We start from the raw sequence: 20,880 nt of genomic DNA, 5'->3' as shown, positions 1-20,880 counted from the left end.
TGGATGACACTATTCTACACGATCATGCCGGAGCTTGGGGCGGCGGCGTCGAGAGCGGGCCGTCGATTCGCAAGACTGTCGGTGAGGAGGCTGCACCATGAAAATGATTGAGGCGATCGTCAAGCCGTTCAAGTTGGATGAAGTGAAGGATGCGTTGCTGGAAATCGGTATCCAGGGTATGACCGTGACAGAGGTCAAAGGGTTCGGCCGTCAGAAGGGGCACAAAGAAACCTATCGTGGGCAGGAATACACGATCGAATTCGTGCCAAAAGTGAAAATCGAAGTCGCGGTGCAGGATAGCCAGGTTCAGCGGGTGCTCGATACGATTACACGCACCGCCAAGACCGGCAGCATCGGGGACGGAAAGATCTTCGTCCGCGATCTGGCGATGGCCGTCCGGATCAGGACCGGAGAAACCGGAGACACCGCGTTGTGAGTTCCAGTTCCGACCAACGGGCGGAGTCCTTGTCTGGCCTCGACGGCGTCGCCGTCGGGGCCGTACTGGCGGAGCAGCGCCAGATGATCGCCCAGCGCCTGCTGGATGGTGTGTCGGGCGCAGAGGTGGTCGTCGCGCAAACCGATCTCGTCGATGCGCTGATTATCGGCCGGTATCGCAATGCCGCGCGGCAGGGCGGCGATGCCATGATGACGGCGGGCTTTCAGCACTGTTGCCTGGTGGCGATCGGCGGGTATGGACGCCGGGAACTCTCGCCCTACTCGGATATTGATCTGATGGTGTTGTTCCGTCCTGAGGCGGCGAAGGTTGTGCCTGAGTTTGTCCGGCAGGTGCTGCATCCTCTCTGGGACGTCGGCTTTCAGGTGGGGCATAGCGTGCGCACGATTGCGGACTGCCTCAGCCTTGGGCTCAGCGATGCGACGGTGCGGACGTCGATGATGGAAGCCCGATTCCTGACCGGGAATGCGCAACTCTTCCAGGAATTTCACGCTGCCTATTTCCGCAAGGTCGCTACAGTGGCGGTCGACAAGTATCTCGATCAGAAGCTGGCCGAGCGGCGTCGGGAATATGAGAAGTTCGGCGAGACCGTCTATCTTCTCGAGCCGAATGTGAAGAAAAGCCAGGGAGGCTTGCGCGATCTGCATCTGTTGCAATGGGCGGGCATTGCCCGCTATCAAGCGCCGACGATTCGCGAGTTGTCGGATCGCGGCATGTTGTCGCGCCAGGATTATGTGGTGGTAAGTGAAGCCCGGGAGTTTTTGCTTCGTGTGCGCGGGCTGTTGCACGTGCATGCCGGGATGGCGCAGGAGATCCTCTCGTTTGAGGAGCAGGTCTGGCTGGCGGCGCGGTTCGGATTTGAAGACCGTCCGCATCTTTTGGCGGTCGAACAGTTCATGCAGCAGTACTATCGCCACACGATGGGACTGCACGAAGCTACGACGAGGTTTGTCCAGCGGTGCAAGTCGCGGTCGCTCTGGGCGCGACTCGCCGGCTGGCTGCCGACGGCCAAGCTGGAGAAATATTTTGTGCTGAGCGGCGAGGTTTTGACCGTGCCGATCGAGCTACGACCGCGGGTGATTGAAAGCCCGGCCTTGCTGATGCGGCTGTTCGATCTGGCGCGGTCCAAGCGTGTCGCGATAGAGCCGGCTCTGGTGGAAGAGATTCACCGCCATATGGAAGGGCTCGCGGACGAAGGATTTCGCACTCCTGACGTGAGCCGGATTTTCATGAGCATTCTGGCTGGGCCCGGCACCGCCGCCACGCTAGAGGCGATGCACCGCGCGCACTTGCTGGAGAAGTTGATACCCGTGTGCTCGTCCGTGCGGGGACTGATGCAGTTCAATCAGTACCATAAGTACACCGTGGATGAGCATAGCCTGCTGGCGGTTGCGAAGGTCGAATCGTTTGCGCAGGATCAAGGGATGTTGGGCGAAGTCTATCGGGAAGTGAAGCGCAGAGATCTGCTGCACCTCGCGGTCTTTCTTCATGATATGGGGAAGGGGCAGGAGGAAGATCATAGCGAAGTCGGGCGGCGGATTGCCGAGGAGATGGCGACGCGTTTGGGCTTGGATGAGGCCGAGCGGCGGACCGTGGCGTTTCTCGTGCACCGCCATCTCCTGATGGCGCATACCGCATTCCGCCGAGACCCCAATGACGAAAAAGTCGTCATGCCGTTCGCGCGTGAAGTCGGCACGCCGGAGGTGCTGCGCAAACTGTTGGTGTTGACCGCGGCTGATATTGCGGCCGTCGGGCCCGGCGTCTTGACGAAGTGGAAAGAGTCGTTGCTGATCGAGCTCTATGTCCGGACCATGCAGGAGGTGTCTGGTGAGCGGGAAGCGGCTGACGCTCCGGAGCGGCTGAAGAGCATTGTCTCCGAGGTGATGCGGCAACCGGCGTTCGCCGGCCAGACGGATATTTCATCGCAGTGGGTAGAGGGGCAGCTGCGCCAGTTTCCCTTGCGCTATGCCTATGGCACATCGCCTCGGCGAATTGCGTCACACCTGTCGACGATTCGCCGCTTGACGGCCGGCGAAGTCCTGGCTGATTCGGAATTCAACGAGGGGCTTGGAACGTGTGAGTATGCGGTCGTGGCGTTCAACGATGTCATTCCGGGAATCTTTTCCAAGATTGCCGGGGTCATGGCGGCGAACGGGTTGCAGATTCTCGATGCCCAGATTCTGACCCGATTGGACGGCGTGGTGGTCGATACGTTCCAGGTGACGGATCCCGACTATAAGGGAGCGCCTCCACAAGACCGGCTGGAGTCGATCGGGGCGATGATTCGGTCGGTGTTGCAGGGGAAGGAAGCGGTGGAGGCCGTCGTGCAGCGGGGCACCCGGATGTCCGCGTCACGGCTGATCCGCCCGGCTCGGCAGGCGACGGAAGTACGGATCGACAATGAAACGTCAGAGCGGTATACCATTGTCGACATATTCGCCGACGACCGGCAGGGATTGTTGTATGTGATTACCCATGCGATTTTCAGGCAGGGTTTGTCGGTGCATGCCGCGCGGATCTCGACGCGGCTGGATCAAGTGGCCGATGTCTTTTACGTGACCGATGCCCAGGGGAAAAAGGTCGAGCACGCGGAACAGATTGAGCTGGTGAGGCAGGGGATCTGGAAGGAAATCGAAGAGTTTCTGGGTGTGAAGGCAGCATAACCGTCGAAAAGGTCTCACGCAGCTTGTTGTGGAGAGCCTGAAAGGAGGAGGGGATGAACGTTCGTGAAGTGTTGGAGTATGCGAAGAAGAACAAGGTGCAAGTAGTCGATCTGAAGTTCGTGGACCTGATCGGGACGTGGCAGCATTTTACCATTCCGCTCGGGGAGTTGACGGAAGACCTGTTCAAGGATGGGTCAGGCCTCGATGGTTCGTCGATCCGCGGCTGGAAGGCGATCAACAACAGCGACATGTTGGTGGTGCCCGATCCTTCGACCGCCTGCATGGACCCGTTCTGCGCCGTCCCGACGCTGAGTCTGATCGGCAACGTCGTCGATCCGATCACCCGCGAGACCTACAATCGCGACCCCCGCTTCATCGCGCAGAAGGCGGAGAAGTACCTCCAGAGCACCAAGATCGGCGACACGTCTTACTGGGGGCCCGAAGCCGAGTTCTTCATTTTCGATCAAGCCCGTTATGACCAGACGAATCACAGCGGTTACTACTTCATCGATTCCGAAGAAGGCGTCTGGAACATGGGGCAAGAGGGCGTCAACTTGGGCGGAAAGATTCGCTCCAAGGAAGGCTATTTCCCGGTGGCGCCAACCGACACACAGCAGGATATCCGGACTGAGATGATTCTGGAGATGGAGAAGGCCGGCATCTCAGTTGAAAAGCATCATCACGAAGTGGCCACGGCCGGTCAGGCGGAAATCGACATCCGCTTCGATTCGCTGGTCAAGACGGCCGACAAAATGATGATGTACAAGTACATCGTCAAGAACGTCGCGCGTCGTCACGGCAAAACGGCGACCTTCATGCCGAAGCCGATTTTCGGCGACAACGGTTCGGGCATGCACACGCACCAGAGCATCTGGAAAGACGGCAAGCCGTTGTTCGCGGGCAAGGAATACGCGGGCGTGTCGCAGATGTGTCTCCACTACATCGGCGGCATCCTCAAGCACGCGCCGGCGTTGGCGGCGTTCACGAACCCGACGACGAATTCGTACAAGCGGTTGACCCCAGGATTTGAAGCGCCGGTGTTGTTGGCCTACTCCAGCCGGAACCGGTCGGCGGGTATCCGCATCCCGATGTATTCACCGAGCCCCAAGGCGAAGCGGATCGAAGTGCGGTTCCCGGATCCCGGCGCCAACCCGTATCTGGCGTTTGCAGCCATGTTGATGGCGGGATTGGACGGCATCGAGAACAAGATCAATCCGGGCGAACCGGCCGAGAAGGATCTCTACGATCTTGAGGCGAAGGAAGCGGCCAAGATCAAGACCATGCCAGGCAGCCTGGATGAGGCGCTCAACAACCTCGAGAAGGATCATCAATTCTTGCTCAAGGGCGGAGTCTTTACGGAGGATCTGATCGAGGCCTGGATCGGGTACAAGCGCACGAAGGAAGTCGATACGATGCGGTTGCGTCCGCATCCGTACGAGTTCTACTTGTACTACGACATCTAGAGCATTGCCGCGGCCTATTCGAACAGATAGGTTGACGGGTGGACCTGGGGCGTGATACAAATCGGCCTTGAGTTGATTGAGGCAAAGGCGCCTCGGTCAAAGTTTTCGACATAAGGCAACGGACAAAGGCGTCCGTCATTCTGCAAAGAGTGGCGGACGCCTTTTTAATTTCTGAGCCAGTGAGGCTTCTTCGTCGAAGCCTTGCGTATAGAGGCAGGTCGCGGCAGACCTGTCGTGAGGTGGACAAAGGCGTCCTTCTCCCGTGAGGGAGGGGGACGCCTTTTGTGTTTTTCGGACAGGCGGCGGCCGGCTTAACCTGGAGGGCACCATGCATCATGCAGATCATGAACGGATTGCGGGAGTCGCGAAGAAGAAGCTCGGGTTTCTCGATTCATCGCCGATGGGCTATCTCGTTCTGTCGGCCATGGCCGGCATCTATCTGGGATTCGGGATCGCGCTGATCGTTAGCCTGGGCGCGCCGCTGGCTGCCGCCGGATCGCCGGCGGTGAAACTCGTCATGGGCGCCTCGTTCGGGATTGCGTTGACGCTGGTGATCTTCGCCGGCTCAGAGCTATTCACCGGCAACAACATGATCGGGGTGATCGGCGGGCTTTCGGGCAGCGTCACCTGGGGGCAAGTGTTTCGGATCAATTTCTGGGCATGGCTGGGGAATCTGGCGGGTTCGCTGGCGCTGGCGTGGCTGGTAGTGGAATCGGGCGTGTTTGCCAAGGGGCCGGCGGCTGAGATGATTCAACGCGTGGCCGGTGTGAAGATGTCGCTGGGACCCTGGGAGTTGTTTGTGCGCGGCATCCTGTGTAACTGGCTCATCTGTCTGGCGGTCTGGACGGCGGGGCGGACCAGCAGTGACGCGGCGAAGATCATGTTGATTTTCTGGTGTCTGTTCGCTTTTATCGGGATTGGGTTTGAGCACAGCATTGCCAATCAATCGTTCCTGGGCATGGCGCTGTTCATGCCGCATGAGGCTGCCGTGACCTGGGCGGGTTTTTGGTATAACCAGTTTTTTGTCGTGCTGGGCAATGTAGTCGGCGGCGGACTGTTCGTCGGAGGACTCTATTGGCTTGTGAGTCCCTATCGGGTCGAAGCCGCGGAGCCGGTCGCCGTTCCGGTGCCGGCCGTGTCGGTGGCGGCGCAGTCGTAGAGCGGGAGAGTCAGGATTCTTGGGGCGTAAACTTTTTAATTTTAAAAAGGAGATGGTGACCATGTCGAAGGATGAAATCAGAAAGGCGATCAAGGAGAAGCGGTTGGCCAAGAAGGTGACGATTGCCGACATCGCCAAAACGGTGGGGAAGAATCCGACGTTTGTCTCGGCGGCGTTGAACGGGAATCATAAGTTCACGGCCGATGAAGCCAAGAAGATCGGTGATCTCATCGGCCTGGATGCCGATCTGACCGCGTCGCTCAGCAAGTTTCCGGTGCGGGCCGATTTCCCGAATGCGACCGATCCTTTTAAGTACCGACTGCTGGAAATCATCGGAGTCTATGGAGATTCGATGCGTGAGCAAGCGAACGAGATGTTTGGTGACGGCATCATGAGCGCGATCGACTTCACGCTTGATATGGAAAAGGTGACCGGCAGTCAGGGCGAAGCCCGCTGCAAGATTACGCTGAACGGGAAGTGGCTTGAATATAAGACCTTCTAGTAGGAGCGACGCCGGGGTGCCGGCGTTATGGTGTGGACGGAACGAAGGAAAGGAGGCGGCGATGAACATGGAACGAACCGGCGATCGGACACACGTGGGACTGGAACAGACCCTCGGCGATCTACTCCGCGCCCGACGCACGCTGAGGCTCGACGATATTGCCGGCGTGCTGGGGAGCGATTGTGAGGCGCAGGTGTTTCTCGCCGTCGATCGATGGAGCCGGGCGGGGATCGTGCGATTGGTACGAGAGGTCACCGGATACCGCGTAGAGTTAATTCACTAGGCCGTGAGGAGGACGGGATGAACAAGATCGAGGCGATCAAGACGGAGCGCGATGGATTAACGGTGCGGGAGATGATCGCTCACTACGCGACGACTGGGTGGGAAGCGATTCCTGAGGCCGATATCCAGCGGCTCAAATGGTGCGGCCTCTTTTTGCGCAACCCGACGCCTGGGTTCTTCATGGTGCGGGTGCGGATTCCCGGAGGTCAGACCACATCGTATCAATTGCGGGCTCTGGCGGAGATTGCCTCGACGTATGGCAATGGCGTCTTGGACTTGACGACCAGACAACAAGTGCAGCTCCGGAACATCAAGATCGAAGACGTGCCGGCGGTCTTTGCCAAGATGGACGGGGTCGGGCTGACCTCCATGCAAACCGGGATGGACAATGTTCGCAACGTTATGACCTGTGCCATTTCCGGCCTCAACCCGGATGAGGTTGTCGAGACCATGGCGCTGGTGCGGGCGATCAACGAGGAGATTCTCGGCAAGCCGGCCTACTCTAATTTGCCGCGCAAACTGAATGTCGCGGTGACCGGCTGCCCGCATAACTGCGTGCATATGGAAACGCAGGATCTGGCGCTCGTACCGGCGCACTACGATTTGGGACATGATCGCTGCGTGGGATTCAATGTGCTCGTAGGTGGCAAGCTGGGATCGGGCGGGTACCGGATCGCCACGCCGCTGGACGTGTTCGTCAATCCCTCCGAGGCGCTGGATGTCTGCCGCGCGATTCTGGGAATTTACCGCGATCATGGGCCGAGGGAGAGCCGCACTCAAGCCCGTCTCGCGTTCCTGATCGAGGAATGGGGCGAAGCCCGATTCCGTGCCGAAGTGGAAGCCCGTGTGGGAAAACGACTCGCGTCTGCCGGAATAGATGCCCGGAAGGCGGGTGAGCAGGACCATGTCGGGATTTTCCGTCAACGGCAACAGGGGATGAATTATGCGGGACTGAAGGTGTTGGTCGGGCGGGTCAAAGCGGCGGACCTCGTGAAAATCCTAAGCTTGGCGGAGAAGTATGGCAACGGGGAGATCAGGATTACCCCGAGTCAAGCATTGATCATCCCCAATATCAGCGACCGAACCGTCGGAGATCTGGCGGATGAGCCGCTCTTGAAACAATTCGCCTACAATCCTTCCGCCCTCTATAAAGGCCTGGTCAGTTGTGTCGGCAGTGACTACTGCAATCTGGCGGTGATCGAAAGCAAAGGGCGGGCAGTTGCGGTGGCCAAGGCGCTTGAAGGACGGCTAGGCGCTTCGCTCAAGCCGATTACCATGCACTGGTCCGGCTGTCCCGCGAGCTGCGGCAATCACTTGGTCGCCGATGTGGGGTTATTGGGGAAAAAAGCAAAAATCGACGGAAAGGTCGTCGAGGCCGTCGATATTTACATCGGCGGCCGCTCGGGGCCCGATCCGAAGCTGGCCCTCAAGATTATGGAAGATGTACCCTGCGACAAGCTTCCGGCAGTGCTCGAAGGCCTGTTGCCGTATCACACGCGAGAGAAAATGCACCGCGTCCGCGGCGGAGGCGCCAGGAAAGTGCTGGCGGGTAAAGAAACGAATATTTCGCCCGCGGCGTAGGGGAAGGCTTGAGGCTGTGCCGCGCATGGGATATCCTCGCGTATCACGCAGGAGGGACCTTATGCCAAAGCGAGTTCGTACAGGCTTAACACGCAGCGATATTCTTGATCGATATATTGAGCGCGTCAAACAGATGCTCGTGAAGTTCCAGCCGTTTCTCTCGCGCAAGCGAGGAACCGCGTCATTGGAAGACTTTGACGAAGCCGCCGAGGATCTGATCGGACAGGTGTTCGGCGCCGCATCGGAAGAATCCGAAGCCTACTTTTACGCGAAGAGCGGGGAGTCGATCATGCTCCCGGAAGAGGCCCAAGAGAGCGGGATGCACGATGTGGAGCGGGAAACGCTTCAGCAGCGCCGCCAAGTGCTCGCCAGTTGTCTGGCTGATTTGGAGTTGCGTCGCCGGGTGCAGGCGACGCGGGAAAGCAGCCGTCACGGGAAGGGAGGGTTGCGCGCGACCGTGGAGGCCTATATGTCGCATGACGTGCGGAGTATCCATCGCGCGGCGACGATAAAGGAAGCCGGGAAGCTGTTGCTGAAGCATAAAGTAGGCTCGTTGATGGTGGATGACGGCTCCCGCTACATCGGGATCATCACCGACGCCGATCTCAGCCGCAAAGCCGTCGCGAAAGGGCTCGATCCAAATACGACGGCGGTATCAGCCTGCATGAGCAAATCGTTCGTCACGATCGAGGAAGACGAACCCCTATCCGAGGCGATGGCCTTGATGAAAAAACAAGGGATCCGGCATTTACCGGTGACTGCCGACGGTACCGTCATCGGCGTGCTGTCGGTCTCTGACTTAGTGCGCGCATTCCAGGATGCCACGCCGTAGCCGAGTCGCATTGGCTATCCGGTCATTGCCGCGCGCATGCTCACTTTTCTGAAGCCCGACAACCTGTGGAGCTCCGGAGAGGCCGTGAGCGTAACGTAGGACGAGATGTGGGGCCGCCCTGCGAATACGCTTGCCGTCGGCGTCGATCTGACGTGCTTGAAAGGGGAGCATGAATTCATCGAAGCGCAGATCGAAACGACTGCCGCGACCGGTTGAAAGAGGCGCTCGTTCCGCCGCCGGCGCAGGGTTGAAGAAACCGCGCACGGAGAAGGCTGAGACCATCCACTCGACGCGCGGGGGGGTGGCGCACTTGCTCGTTGAACGGGTGAAGGAGCTCAGCGCCCTGCATCGCACCGTTCGCTTGATGCAGGACAACGTCAAGCCAGTATCGAGCGTGTTGCGTGAAATTGTCTCGCTGATTCCTCCTGCGTGGCAGTATCCCGAGGTGACCGAAGCCTGCTTGACGGTTGACGGGATGCGGTTCCCTACCGCCGGGTTCAGACGGACGGCGTGGATACAGCGGGCTGATTTTACGACGCCCGACGGACGCCGCGGGAAGCTTGAGGTGGTCTATCGGGCGAAACGTCCGCCGGAAAGCGAAGGGCCCTTTCTCGCAGAGGAGCGGGATCTGATCAATTCATTGGCCGACAGTTGTGCCTCCTATTTGACCAGACGCCGGGCGGAAGAGGAGCTGTTGGTGGCTCATGAGCGGCTGCAAGCGCTGTCCAAACAGTCGATGCGCTTGCAGGAGCAAGAGCGGCGGCAGTTGGCGCTCGATCTGCATGATGAAATCGGCCAAGCCTTTACGACGCTCAAAGTGAATTTGCAGGCGATTCAGAGAACCACGGATTCGACACGCCAAACCGCCTCTCTCAACGACAGCTTTATGATCATCGATCAGACGGTCGCGCGCGTGCGCGACATGGCGCTCGATTTGCGTCCGTCCATGCTTGACGATTTTGGATTGGCCTCCGCCGTGCGGTGGTATGTCGGCAAGCAGGGCGAGCGGGCCGGGATTCGAACGGAGGTCGATTCCGTGGCCATCCCTCGGGGGTTGTCTCCTGATGCGTTGGTGGCCTGCTTTAGGATTGTCCAAGAAGGCGTGACCAATATCCTGAGGCATGCCAAGGCGAGCCGGATGGCCGTCACGCTGCGGCCTATCAAGAAAGGCGTCAAGCTGGTCATCGAAGACGATGGCATCGGATTTTCTCCCAACGAAGTGTTGCGGGTTTCCGGAGAACGGTCGCATCTGGGATTAATCGGAATTCAAGAACGAATCAGGGCGTTTAACGGGCAATTTGAGATCAGTTCGGAAAAGCGGAAGGGCACGAAGCTGTCGGCGATGATTCCGTTCGACGAAGCCGTTTGAAGGAGAGGGGGGAGTATGCGAGCCACCTCAAAGGCGGTGCGGATTCTGTTGGTTGACGATCATGCCCTCTTTCGAGCCGGACTGTGCGCGCTGCTCCAGAGCTTTGAGGGGGTACAGGTTGTTGCCGAAGCCGGAAGCGGGCCTGACGCGATCAAGCTGGTCGAGCGAGATCGACCCAATCTAGTGTTGATGGACATCGCCCTTCCCGGTCTTTCGGGCATCGAGGCGGCTGCCCGCATCACGGCATCGTGGCCACAGGTGCGGGTCATCATTCTCTCCATGCATTCCAACGAAGAGTATGTCCGCCAAGCGCTCCGGGCCGGTGCTTCCGGGTACCTTTTGAAAGGAGCCGAGCCGCCTGAGTTGGAGTTGGCTCTCAAGGCGGTCATGCGGGGAGAGACCTATCTGGCGCCTAGTGTGTCCAAGAAGGTAGTGGACGACTATCTCAGGCAGGGGACGGCGCAGAACAAAGGCGCGGTGTTATCTCCGCGGCAGTGTGAAGTGTTGAAGTTGATCGCCGAAGGCGGGTCCACGAAGGAAATTGCGGGCAAGCTCGATTTGAGCGTCAAAACGGTAGAAGGGCACCGCGCAGAATTGATGCGGCGATTGGAGATTCACGATGTCGCCGGGCTCGTTCGCTATGCGATTCGCAGCGGTCTGGTTGCGGTAGATTCCTAAGGCACTCCCCCTCTCTTTCTACGGTTCTTCTTTCTCACATACCAAGGGAATCCCTTGGTGCCACCCAAGGAAAATGCTCGCGCTTCCATACGGTATCTACCGTCTAGTGCCAGTACCGACGTGGCGGTATGCTGCACTTAAGGGTTCAGCTCAAAGGCGGACGTAACCTACGGAGGTATGTGATGAGCAACAACATGAAGTTGGACAATCGGCGGTCTACGGTGATGGGTGGCGTCATGCTATTCAGCGCTGTCTTGTTCGGCTGTTCCGGAATCGCGTCCCAGGCGATCGCCGGTGCTCAGGAAGCGGTCGGGGCGCAGGCGCATCATGAGACGGCACAGTCGTATTGCGATCAGGCTGAAGCCAACTATGCGGAAGCGGCCACGTATGAACGACGAGCCGCAGTACAGAGTGAATACGTTGACCCGAAAGGGTTTGTGAAGAGTGGACTGCTGACGGCGGCGCAAACCTATCGGGCAAAGGCTCGCGACCTGGAGCAACTGGCGGCTGCCAGCAAACAGGCGCTGACCGTCGCCTGTCAATAGGAGCCGGTTGTTGTGACTCGTAGTACGGCGAGGTGCTTTGAATCTACGGTGTGAGTCGCTCGACTCATCCCGTGTTCAGCTCAGGTTGATCGGATGCCTGTCTCGTCAGATATCCTGGCGCTCTCGTTCGAGCGCCAGGAGCTGTTTCTTCCTTTCAAGCCCCCAACGATAGCCAGCCAAGTTGCCGCCTTCCCGCACAACACGATGGCAGGGGATGACGATGGCAACTGGATTGGTTGCGCAGGCTCTGGCTACGGCGCGGGCGGCCGTCGGTTGCCCGATTTCCCGTGCGATCTCACGATAGGTTCGGGTCGATCCGCGAGGAATATCCTGAAGCGCCTTCCAGACTTTCCGCTGAAAAGCCGTTCCTTGCATATCCAGTGACAGCGCATCTGAGAGTGGCCTGCCGTTGAGGCACTGGAGCAGGGCCTGCATCTGTCGCTTCAATCCGTTCTGATCGCGGGAGAGCGTGGCCTGTGGGTACGCATCGTGGAGTAAGGCAAGCAGGCTTGCGTCACTTTTTCCCAGACTCACCGAGACAACCCCTCGTTCCGTTCCGGCCATCAACACTCGTCCGACCGCTGTGCGTGCCGTGGTATAGCGCAGGGTCACACCTTTGCCGCCCGATCGATAGGCGGACGGTGTCATTCCGAGTGTGTCCGACACGCGTTCCGCAACGCGACTGCTGGAACCGAAGCCTGCGGCGTAGGTCGCATGCGTGACACTGGCGCCCTGGTTCAGTAAGGCGGTAAATCGTTCGATGCGCTTAGCATCCTGATAGGCCTTGGGTGAGAGGCCCAGTGTGCGTTGAAAGGCTCGCTGTAAGTGAAACGGGCTGAGTGTGACGTGATCGGCTAATCGACGGAGCGTGACCGTCTCATCTGCATGGTCGTCCAGGTATTGACGGGCCTGTTCGATTCGCTGGTCCGGCAAGGAGCCCTGAGTAGATTGAGGTCGGCAACGCCGGCAGGCACGGAAGCCCGCGGCTTCTGCCTGTTGCGGCGATGGAAAGAAGCTCACGCGGTGGCGGGCCGGACGGCGAGATGGGCAGGAAGGGCGACAGTAGACCTGAGTGGAGGAAACGGCATAGACGAAGCGTCCATCGAATTGGCGGTCACGATTCAGTACCGCGTGCCAGGCTGCGAGAGGATCCACGGCAGCCAGGTCTCCTGTGAGATCGAACGTCATGGATCATGATACCGCCTGACCAGGGCCGGGGACTATCCGAATCTTGCGGTCAAACTTGCAGCGCAGAAGTAATGAACGCGGCTCATGCGGGCTTGAATTTGAATCGACAGAGATGGCCGCCACGGACAATACATTCATCATGCTCGACCGGGCGTCCGACGAAGGTCGAAAGCAGGGCCAGATCGAAATGACAGACTTCAGGAAAGCGGGTGGCGAGGTGGTGAAACACGCAATTGGATGCCTCGATCATCGGGAGCTGCCGGCCGGTGGCCGCCGTTGATGACGCCTCATAGCCGAGTTCGTGCATCGCCGTCGCCAGGCGGGTAATCCGTTCAGCGGCAGGGCCCGGAAGATGGTGAGCATGGTGTAACTGCGCGCCGACCTGTGCTCCGAGTTTTTCAAACCGCGCGATCAACGCGGCCTCTCCCTTTTCAGATTTCAGCGAGTCTAAAAGCAACTCGGAAAACCACGAGTACTTGCGGGGAAATCCCTCATGGCCTTCCGCGCTGAGTATGTAGAGTTGTTCCGGCCGGCCTCCGGTCGCTTGCACCGGGCCTTTCGTGACGAGCCCTTCTGCGGTGAGGGAGGTGAGATGCTGGCGAACGGCATTGCGCGACACGTGGAGCCCGCGCGCGAGCTCATCGATCGTGCGACCGGTCTTTTTCTCCAGGAGTAATCGCAGGAGCTGGTCTCGCCGGGAACCCTGTGTCCGCATCGTGCAAACCTCCGAGTGAAGTATACAGAAAACTAGCCAAATTGGCTATTGATATGCTTGTAACATATATATATTGACAAACTATCTCATGGGTCAGTAGTCTCGGGCCCGGTCAGGCATTCTAGGGTTTCCAACCAGGAGGTTTCGTATGGTTCGCTCGTTTCGTGCCTTGTTCGTCCTCGGTGTCATCCTCATCTCGGTCGCCTGCACGACGCCTCAGGCTCCCGTAGTCTCCGCGTCGCCGGCCAAGATCGCCGATACGAAGGCGGTGTTGCGCGATCTCTGGCTCGGTCATATTCTCGGCATCCGCAACGTGGCCGTCGCCACGATGGATAAGAATGTCGCGGCCCGTGAAAGTGCTGAAAAATCCGTGGTGGCGAATGCCCAGCAGATAGCCCAATCCATCGAACCATTTTACGGGAAGCCGGCAGCGGACAAGTTATTCAGTCTGTTGGCCGGGCACTACGGGGCGATCCGCGACGATCTTGACGCAGTTGTGGCGGGTAATGCCGCGCAGCAGGAGGCGGCGGTCAAGGCGCTCACCGCCAATGCCGGAGAGATTTCCGCGTTCCTGAGCAGCGCCAATCCCTATCTGCCGAAAGACGCCGTGATGGGACTCTTGATGGCTCATGCGGCACACCACATCCAACAGTTTCAGCAGTTGAAAACCGGTGAGTATGCTCAGGAGGCAGAGACCTGGACCGGCATGAAGAAGCACATCTATGTTGTGGCAGATACCTTGACCGGTGCCTTGGCCCAGCAGTTCCCCGCAAAGTTCTAGCGGAAGTGGGACGCGCCTTGTCTCGCGATGAGGGAAGGCGTGTCCCTATCTTCCCCCTGCTGGCTTGTGCGCCTCATTCCTTTTGCCGAGATTCCTGATGGGTTCGGCTTTGCTCCCGATGTGCCAGAAATCCATTGCGTGGTACTCTCGGCATCTTTATTCTGCGCTCCCTGCGCTCACCGGAAATCCATCATGAGGGGCATCGTGTTGGGAAAGAGGGCGTCGCAAGGATACATTCCACATGATGAACAACCGAAGCCACCGCTCTTATTAAGAGGGTGTTCCTCTAATAGGGGTGTCTGTTACGCATTCTGGAGCAGGTGAGGGTCACGTAGGAGTGCAGAAATTGCCGGCGAAGGTTGCGGATAAATATCGTGTTACTATAGTGTTCTCTGATTCACTGTACGATAACCCAATGGGTTGTTCTTACAATTCTCTGTCATGACGGAGTTCTCATGCAAGAGTCGGCAGCTATGATTCCCGTTGATCGCCGGTATCACGCATTGCTGGAAGTCACGAACGTGCTGAACTCCCAGCGCAAACTGGATAGTCTCTGGCAAGTATGCACGCAGCATATCAAAGAGGTTGTGGCGTGGGAACGAGCCGGGATCATGTTATACGCCTCGGAGGATGACGGCTTTCGGTTCCATGCACTGGAGACCAGTTTGCCGAAACGGTTTCTCAAACAGGACATCGTTATTCCACGAAGCGGCAGTGCGGTGGGATGGGTCTATGACAACCGTGAGGTTCATGTTCGACCGAATCTCCAGCAGGAACAAGTCTTCTTAGAGGATCAGTTCTACGCCAAGGAGGGGCTTGGACGGATGGTGAATCTTCCGCTGCTTGTGCGCGGAGGGTGTCTGGGCACTCTCAACATCGGGAGTATCGCATCGGGCCAGCCGGATGCCGTGACTTTGGAGTTTTTACGCCAGATCGCGATTCAGGTCGGTCTCGCGATTGAGAATGTTCAAGCCTACGAGCAGCTGACACGGTTGAGCCTGCAACTGACCAAGCAGAACGCCTATCTCACCGAAGAAATTAAGCAGAAATGCAATTTCGGACTCCTGGTCGGCAAAAGCGACGAGTTTCGTACGGTACTGACCCAGATTGAGGCCGTCGCCGCGACTCCTTCGACGGTGCTGATCATGGGCGAGACCGGCACAGGAAAAGAGTTGGTCGCACACGCTATTCACGAGGGCAGTTTGCGGCGGAAGAAACCGTTTGTGCGACTCAATTGCGCGACGCTGCCGAGCGGTCTGGTCGAAAGTGAATTATTCGGACATGAACGGGGCGCTTTTACCGGTGCCGTGCAGCGGCATCACGGCCGGTTTGAGCTGGCGCATGAAGGGACGCTTTTTCTCGATGAAATCGGAGAAATGCCGTTGTCGGTCCAAGCCAAGCTGTTGCGGGTGTTGGAAGATCAATTAGTCGATCGGGTCGGGAGCACGCAATCGATCCGGGTGGATGTCCGCCTGATTGCCGCAACCAACGTCGATCTTGCGCAAGCCGTCTCCGAGGGACGGTTTCGAGCAGATTTATACTACCGGCTGACGGTGTTTCCTCTTGTGATTCCCCCGTTGCGCGATCGCAGAGAGGACATTCCGCTTTTAGCTGAACATTTTCTTCAACTTTGCAAGACCAAGCTGACCCGCAGCAACCTTATGTTTGATGGGGCGGCGATCCCACGATTGGCGCGGTATGACTGGCCTGGGAATATTCGTGAATTGCAGAATGTGGTTGAGCGTGCGGCCATTCTTGCGACGACGCATGTCGTGGAAATCGACGAACGCGTGCTGGCTCCCAGCCTCAAGCAGACGGTCGTTCCTGAACGGCCGGTGACGTTGCAAGATTCAGAACGCCGGCACATTCTCGATGCTCTCCAATGGGCGGCTTGGCGGATTTATGGTCCGTTGGGTGCCGCTGCCCGATTGGGCGTGAATCCTAGTACGCTGCGTAGTCGAATGAAGAAGTTAGGGCTATCCCGTCCCTCCGTGTCCTCTCCGCCTGATCAAGTCTTCCCCTCATAATTAATCCTCCGATCGTCACACCGTCGGCCGCTCGCGAAAAACCGTGAGCGGTCACGATTCGAGCTGCATCAGCAGTGGATCCTCCGATGCAAGTTCACGCAGAACTTGGCTCGATCCCTTGAAAGTCGCGGAAAGTTTTCACTCGGACGCATGCTTGGGAAGACTGGCACGTGGCTTGCGGTCATAGCGATAAGACTATGTCTCGTGTGTGCAGAACCGCATCGCATCTGCCTGTGCGCGAGTTCGGAGCATCGCGTGGCAATGACCCCATCACTGACAGCGTGACTTCGTGCAGAAATCTGACAGCGGGGTCGCGCCGCCCAGTCTTCTGAAGCTCGTGCCCTGACACGTAGATGCAAGCCGAGATGAATCGCGAGGTGCAGCAGAAGGAACTGGCTATCGACGGCAGGAAAGGAGGCCTCTCATGGCATGTCCTCGATGCGGCGGATTGCTGATCCCTGACAACGAAATCGTAGCCGAACTCGACAAGGAGAAGGCTTGGTCATCACTCCAGGGATATCGGTGTATCAACTGCGGATTCATGGACGATCCCGTGATACGCGCAAACCGAATGTCCTGCATCATTGCCGACTTGGCCGATTGGCAGCCGTATGTTCGATCCAAAGGACAGAGTGCCTGGCGCCCGAAAGGTTGGCGTAGAACTGGGGTCGAATGACCGCCGTCTCTCCCTGCATCGGCACTGGGAGATTGCGAGCCAGGCGTCTGTGCTGTGGGTTGGTTCTGCGGCCGTTCTTTTTATGCGCCGGGCAATCCCAAGCATCGCGCACACTCAATTCTCGCGGCGTCTTCGCGATTTATCGCGACAGTTCGCGACGTCGTTGAGGTGATATTCAAGCGCTGTTCTTTAAATTCAAGACGTTGACGGCACTGGTTGCTAGTGGCCAATCGGCATGGAATTTGCGCGCTTCGATAGGGCCGCATGGTCACCATGCCATATAAGGACTAGTCGGGCGTGGTGCATGAAAGGAGGTGCAAAAAGCCCATGCGGCGAGCTTATAAGCGCTCATCCGACTTATTCATTTTGGCAAGGAGGAAATCCTTCATGTTTTTATCACGCAGACAGTTTTTGAAAGTCTCTGCGGGAACGGTTGCCGCGGTGGCGGTGGCCGACAAGGTCCTGGCGTTGACCGCGCTGCAGCCGGTCATCGAAGTCGGGAACCCGCTGGGTGACTACCCGGATCGGTCGTGGGAGCGTGTCTATCACGACCAATACCGGTACGATTCATCCTTTACGTGGTGTTGTTCGCCGAACGATACGCATGCCTGCCGTATTCGGGCCTTCGTCCGGAACGGTGTGGTGATGCGCGTCGAGCAGAACTACGACCACCAAACCTATGAAGACCTCTACGGCAACCGCGGCACGTTCGCGCACAATCCGCGCATGTGCTTGAAGGGGTTCACCTTCCATCGCCGCGTGTACGGCCCCTATCGTTTGAAGGGTCCGTTGATGCGGAAAGGCTGGAAGGCGTGGGTGGACGACGGTTCCCCCGAGCTGACGCCAGACACCAAGCGGAAATACAAGTTTGACAGTCGCTTCCTAGACGACATGCTCCGCGTGTCCTGGGATACGGCCTTCACCTATGCGGCCAAGGCGATGGTGATCATTGCCACGCGGTATAGCGGTGAGGCCGGTGCGCGTCGTCTCCGCGAGCAGGGCTATGCTCCGGAAATGATCGAAATGATGAAGGGCGCAGGGACCCGGTGCTTCAAGCATCGCGCTGGTATGCCGGTGCTCGGTATTCTCGGTAAGATGGGCAACACCCGCATGAACGGTGGTATCAACGCGTTGTTGGACACCTGGATTCGGAAGGTGAGCCCGGAACAGGCGCAGGGCGGCCGGTATTGGTCGAACTACACCTGGCACGGCGACCAGAACCCCGCCCAGCCCTGGTGGTCCGGGGCGCAGGGGTCCGACATCGACCTGTCCGACATGCGCTTCTCCAAGCTGAACACCAGCTGGGGTAAGAACTTCGTCGAAAACAAGATGCCGGAAGCGCACTGGAAGTTGGAATGTATCGAGCGCGGCGCCCGTGTGGTCGTCATCACGCCCGAATACAATCCGACCGCCTATCGTGCCGACTACTGGATGCCGCTGCGTCCGGAGTCAGACGGTGCTTTGTTCATCGGGGCGATGAAGATCATCGTCGATGAAAACATGCACGACATGGACTTCCTGAAGTCCTTTACCGATGCTCCGATCCTTATTCGCACGGATACGTTGCAGTATCTGGATCCGCGGGATGTGGTGAAGGACTATGCCTTCCCCGACTTCTCGAAGAGCTACTCGGGCCGCATGCAATCGTTGAAGCCGGAGCAGATCGAACGGCTCGGCGGCATGATGGTCTGGGATCTCAATAAAAAGGCGGCGATACCTCTCCATCGTGAGCAGGTGGGATGGCACTATACGAACAGCGGTATCGACGCAGCCCTCAACGGCACGTTCCGTGTGAAGCTGCTCAACGGTCGTGAGATCGACGTGATGCCGGTGTGGCAGATGTATCTGGTGCACTTCCAGGACTACGACCTGGATACCACGCATCAGATTTGCCGGACCCCGAAGGACCTCATCGTCCGGTGGGCCCGCGACTCAGGCACGATCAAGCCGGCCGCGATCCACAACGGTGAAGGTGTCTGTCACTACTTCCACATGACTTCGACCGGACGTGCAGCCGCGATGGTGCTCATCATCACCGGGAACGTCGGTAAGTTCGGAACGGGACAGCATACATGGGCCGGTAACTACAAAGCCGGAACATGGACCGCCACCCCCTGGTCCGGCGCGGGTCTGGCCGTGCACACCGGAGAAGATCCGTTCAACATCACGACGGATCCGAACGCGCACGGGAAGGAAATCAAGACCAAGTCGTACTACTACGGCGAAGAGGTCGGCTATTGGAACCACGGCGACACCGCCTTGATCGTCAATACGCCGAAGTATGGCCGGAAAGTGTTCACGGGCAAGACGCACATGCCCACGCCCAGCAAATTCCGTTGGGTCGTGAACGTGAACGTCTTGAACAACGCCAAGCACCATTACGACATGGTGCGCAACGTGGATCCGAACATCGAGACCCTGATCACGCAGGATATCGAGATGACCTCGGACGTCAACCACAACGATATCGCCTTTGCCTGTAACTCCTGGATGGAGTTCACCTATCCGGAAATGACCGTGACGGTGTCCAATCCGTGGGTGCAGATTTGGAAGGGCGGGATTCGTCCCTTGTACGACACGCGCAACGACCTCGATACCTTCGCAGGCGTGGCGGCGAAATTGTCGGAGATGACCGGCGACAAGCGCATGAAGGACTACTTCGCGATGGTCTATACCAACCGCGTGGACGTCTATGCGCAGCGGATGCTCGATGCCTCCTCGACCTTCTACGGCTATTCAGCAGACGTCATGCTGAAGTCGGAAAAGGGCTGGATGGTCATGGTTCGTACTTATCCCAGACATCCGTTCTGGGAGGAGACGAACGAAAGCAAGCCGATGTGGACGAGGTCTGGCCGGTATGAAAATTACCGGGTGGAACCGGAAGCCATCGAGTACGGCGAAAACTTCATCTCTCACCGTGAGGGACCGGAAGCGACCGCGTACTTGCCCAACGCCATCTTTACGACGAACCCCTATGTTCGTCCGGATGACTACGGGATTCCGATCACGGCGCAACATCACGATGACAAGACCGTTCGGAACATCAAGTTGTCGTGGGATGAGATCAAGCGGCACAGCAACCCGTTGTGGGAAAAAGGGTACCAGTTCTACTGCGTCACCCCGAAGACCCGGCATCGGGTGCACAGCCAGTGGTCGGTGAATGACTGGGTGCAGATCTATGAGTCGAACTTCGGCGATCCGTACCGCATGGACAAGCGGACGCCAGGGGTCGGCGAACACCAGTTGCACATCAACCCGCAGGCCGCGAAAGACCGCGGCATCAACGACGGCGACTACGTCTATGTGGACGGGAACCCGGTGGACCGGCCGTATCGCGGCTGGAAGCCCTCGGATCCGTACTACAAGGTGGCGCGGTTGATGATCCGGGCGAAGTACAACCCCTCCTATCCGTACCACGTCACGATGGCAAAGCATGCCCCGTACGTGTCGACGCCGAAGTCGGTGAAGGGCCACGAGACACGTCCGGACGGACGCGCCATCGCGGTGGACACCGGCTATCAATCCAACTTCCGGTATGGGGCCCAACAGTCCTTTACCCGGAACTGGTTGATGCCGATGCACCAAACCGACTCACTCCCGGGCAAGCACGCGATTGCCTGGAAGTTTAAGTGGGGCTATCAGGTCGACCACCACGCGATCAACACGGTCCCGAAGGAATGTCTCATCCGCATCACCAAGGCGGAAGACGGCGGCATCGGGGCACGCGGTCCGTGGGAACCGGTTCGGACCGGCTTCACGCCGGGTCAGGAAAACGAGTTCATGATCAAGTGGCTCAAAGGCGAGCACATTAAGATCAAGGTGTAGAGTTCGATGTGGAGGCCGGGCCACCCGGGTCCTGAGTGTGCTACTCTGGATCCGGATACCCGGAACACCCTCAGGCAGTAGAGCTCTGAACACAGCACTAGAAGTCGCAGATGTGTGTACGACATAACCACGAGATCATG

16 protein-coding genes are annotated in these 20,880 nt (G+C 58.3%); 14 read left to right on the top strand and 2 right to left on the bottom strand.

Annotation, left to right across the window (positions count from 1 at the left end; all coding sequences use genetic code 11):
- The first annotated feature begins 97 nt into the window (after window positions 1–97).
- The 11 genes from NITLEN_RS05850 (at window position 98) to NITLEN_RS05800 (ending at window position 11,528) form a co-directional block, all read left to right on the top strand.
- Entirely contained in the window at window positions 98–436 is a 339-nt protein-coding gene (locus NITLEN_RS05850) for a P-II family nitrogen regulator (protein ID WP_121988670.1), read from the top strand.
- A complete protein-coding gene (glnD, locus tag NITLEN_RS05845; protein WP_245924391.1) occupies window positions 433–3,117 on the top strand; it encodes a [protein-PII] uridylyltransferase in 2,685 nt (894 codons plus the stop codon). The genes NITLEN_RS05850 and glnD overlap by 4 nt, the downstream gene beginning before the upstream one ends.
- Window positions 3,118–3,170: 53 nt before the next feature.
- Complete coding sequence (gene glnA, locus NITLEN_RS05840) at window positions 3,171–4,580, top strand: type I glutamate--ammonia ligase (RefSeq protein WP_121988669.1); 1,410 nt, start codon at window positions 3,171–3,173, stop codon at window positions 4,578–4,580.
- A gap of 328 nt (window positions 4,581–4,908) precedes the next feature.
- On the top strand, window positions 4,909–5,739 hold the full coding sequence (locus NITLEN_RS05835) for a formate/nitrite transporter family protein (protein WP_121988668.1): 831 nt from the start codon (window positions 4,909–4,911) through the stop codon (window positions 5,737–5,739).
- A 61-nt stretch (window positions 5,740–5,800) separates the two neighbouring features.
- Window positions 5,801–6,241: a cyanase gene (gene cynS, locus NITLEN_RS05830; protein WP_121988667.1), complete on the top strand. Its 441-nt coding sequence runs from the start codon at window positions 5,801–5,803 to the stop codon at window positions 6,239–6,241.
- 61 nt (window positions 6,242–6,302) lie between these two features.
- A complete protein-coding gene (locus tag NITLEN_RS05825; protein WP_121988666.1) occupies window positions 6,303–6,524 on the top strand; it encodes a hypothetical protein in 222 nt (73 codons plus the stop codon).
- 17 nt (window positions 6,525–6,541) lie between these two features.
- The gene (locus tag NITLEN_RS05820; RefSeq protein ID WP_121988665.1) at window positions 6,542–8,104 is read left to right on the top strand and encodes a ferredoxin--nitrite reductase; all 1,563 of its coding nucleotides are present in this window, start codon (window positions 6,542–6,544) and stop codon (window positions 8,102–8,104) included.
- A 61-nt stretch (window positions 8,105–8,165) separates the two neighbouring features.
- Window positions 8,166–8,936: a CBS domain-containing protein gene (locus tag NITLEN_RS05815; protein ID WP_181416665.1), complete on the top strand. Its 771-nt coding sequence runs from the start codon at window positions 8,166–8,168 to the stop codon at window positions 8,934–8,936.
- 169 nt (window positions 8,937–9,105) lie between these two features.
- Window positions 9,106–10,305, top strand: coding sequence for a sensor histidine kinase (locus NITLEN_RS05810; RefSeq protein ID WP_121988663.1), 1,200 nt, complete (start codon window positions 9,106–9,108; stop codon window positions 10,303–10,305).
- A 15-nt stretch (window positions 10,306–10,320) separates the two neighbouring features.
- Window positions 10,321–10,983, top strand: coding sequence for a response regulator (locus NITLEN_RS05805; RefSeq protein ID WP_121988662.1), 663 nt, complete (start codon window positions 10,321–10,323; stop codon window positions 10,981–10,983).
- Window positions 10,984–11,165: 182 nt separating this feature from the next.
- The gene (locus tag NITLEN_RS05800; protein ID WP_121988661.1) at window positions 11,166–11,528 is read left to right on the top strand and encodes a hypothetical protein; all 363 of its coding nucleotides are present in this window, start codon (window positions 11,166–11,168) and stop codon (window positions 11,526–11,528) included.
- A gap of 105 nt (window positions 11,529–11,633) precedes the next feature.
- Here NITLEN_RS05800 and ada read toward each other — a convergent pair whose 3' ends face one another.
- Together ada and NITLEN_RS05790 are read right to left on the bottom strand one after the other, a co-directional pair.
- On the bottom strand, window positions 11,634–12,716 hold the full coding sequence (gene ada, locus NITLEN_RS05795) for a bifunctional DNA-binding transcriptional regulator/O6-methylguanine-DNA methyltransferase Ada (protein WP_121988660.1): 1,083 nt from the start codon (window positions 12,714–12,716) through the stop codon (window positions 11,634–11,636).
- An 82-nt stretch (window positions 12,717–12,798) separates the two neighbouring features.
- Window positions 12,799–13,431: a helix-turn-helix transcriptional regulator gene (locus NITLEN_RS05790; RefSeq protein WP_121988659.1), complete on the bottom strand. Its 633-nt coding sequence runs from the start codon at window positions 13,429–13,431 to the stop codon at window positions 12,799–12,801.
- A gap of 148 nt (window positions 13,432–13,579) precedes the next feature.
- Between NITLEN_RS05790 and NITLEN_RS05785 the strand changes: the two genes are divergently transcribed.
- The 3 genes from NITLEN_RS05785 to NITLEN_RS05770 all read left to right on the top strand — a co-directional run bounded on the left by NITLEN_RS05785 (window position 13,580) and on the right by NITLEN_RS05770 (window position 20,740).
- A complete protein-coding gene (locus tag NITLEN_RS05785) occupies window positions 13,580–14,212 on the top strand; it encodes a hypothetical protein (protein ID WP_121988658.1) in 633 nt (210 codons plus the stop codon).
- A gap of 455 nt (window positions 14,213–14,667) precedes the next feature.
- Window positions 14,668–16,239, top strand: a complete 1,572-nt coding sequence (locus NITLEN_RS05780; protein WP_245924390.1) for a sigma-54-dependent Fis family transcriptional regulator — start codon at window positions 14,668–14,670, stop codon at window positions 16,237–16,239.
- A 1,063-nt stretch (window positions 16,240–17,302) separates the two neighbouring features.
- Window positions 17,303–20,740, top strand: coding sequence for a molybdopterin-dependent oxidoreductase (locus tag NITLEN_RS05770; RefSeq protein ID WP_121988656.1), 3,438 nt, complete (start codon window positions 17,303–17,305; stop codon window positions 20,738–20,740).
- The last annotated feature ends 140 nt before the right edge of the window (window positions 20,741–20,880 follow it).

Source organism: Nitrospira lenta, assembly GCF_900403705.1.
GTDB classification, from domain to species: domain Bacteria; phylum Nitrospirota; class Nitrospiria; order Nitrospirales; family Nitrospiraceae; genus Nitrospira_D; species Nitrospira_D lenta.
Note: the sequence above shows the minus strand (reverse complement) of the source record. Positions and strands in the feature narration are given on the sequence as shown.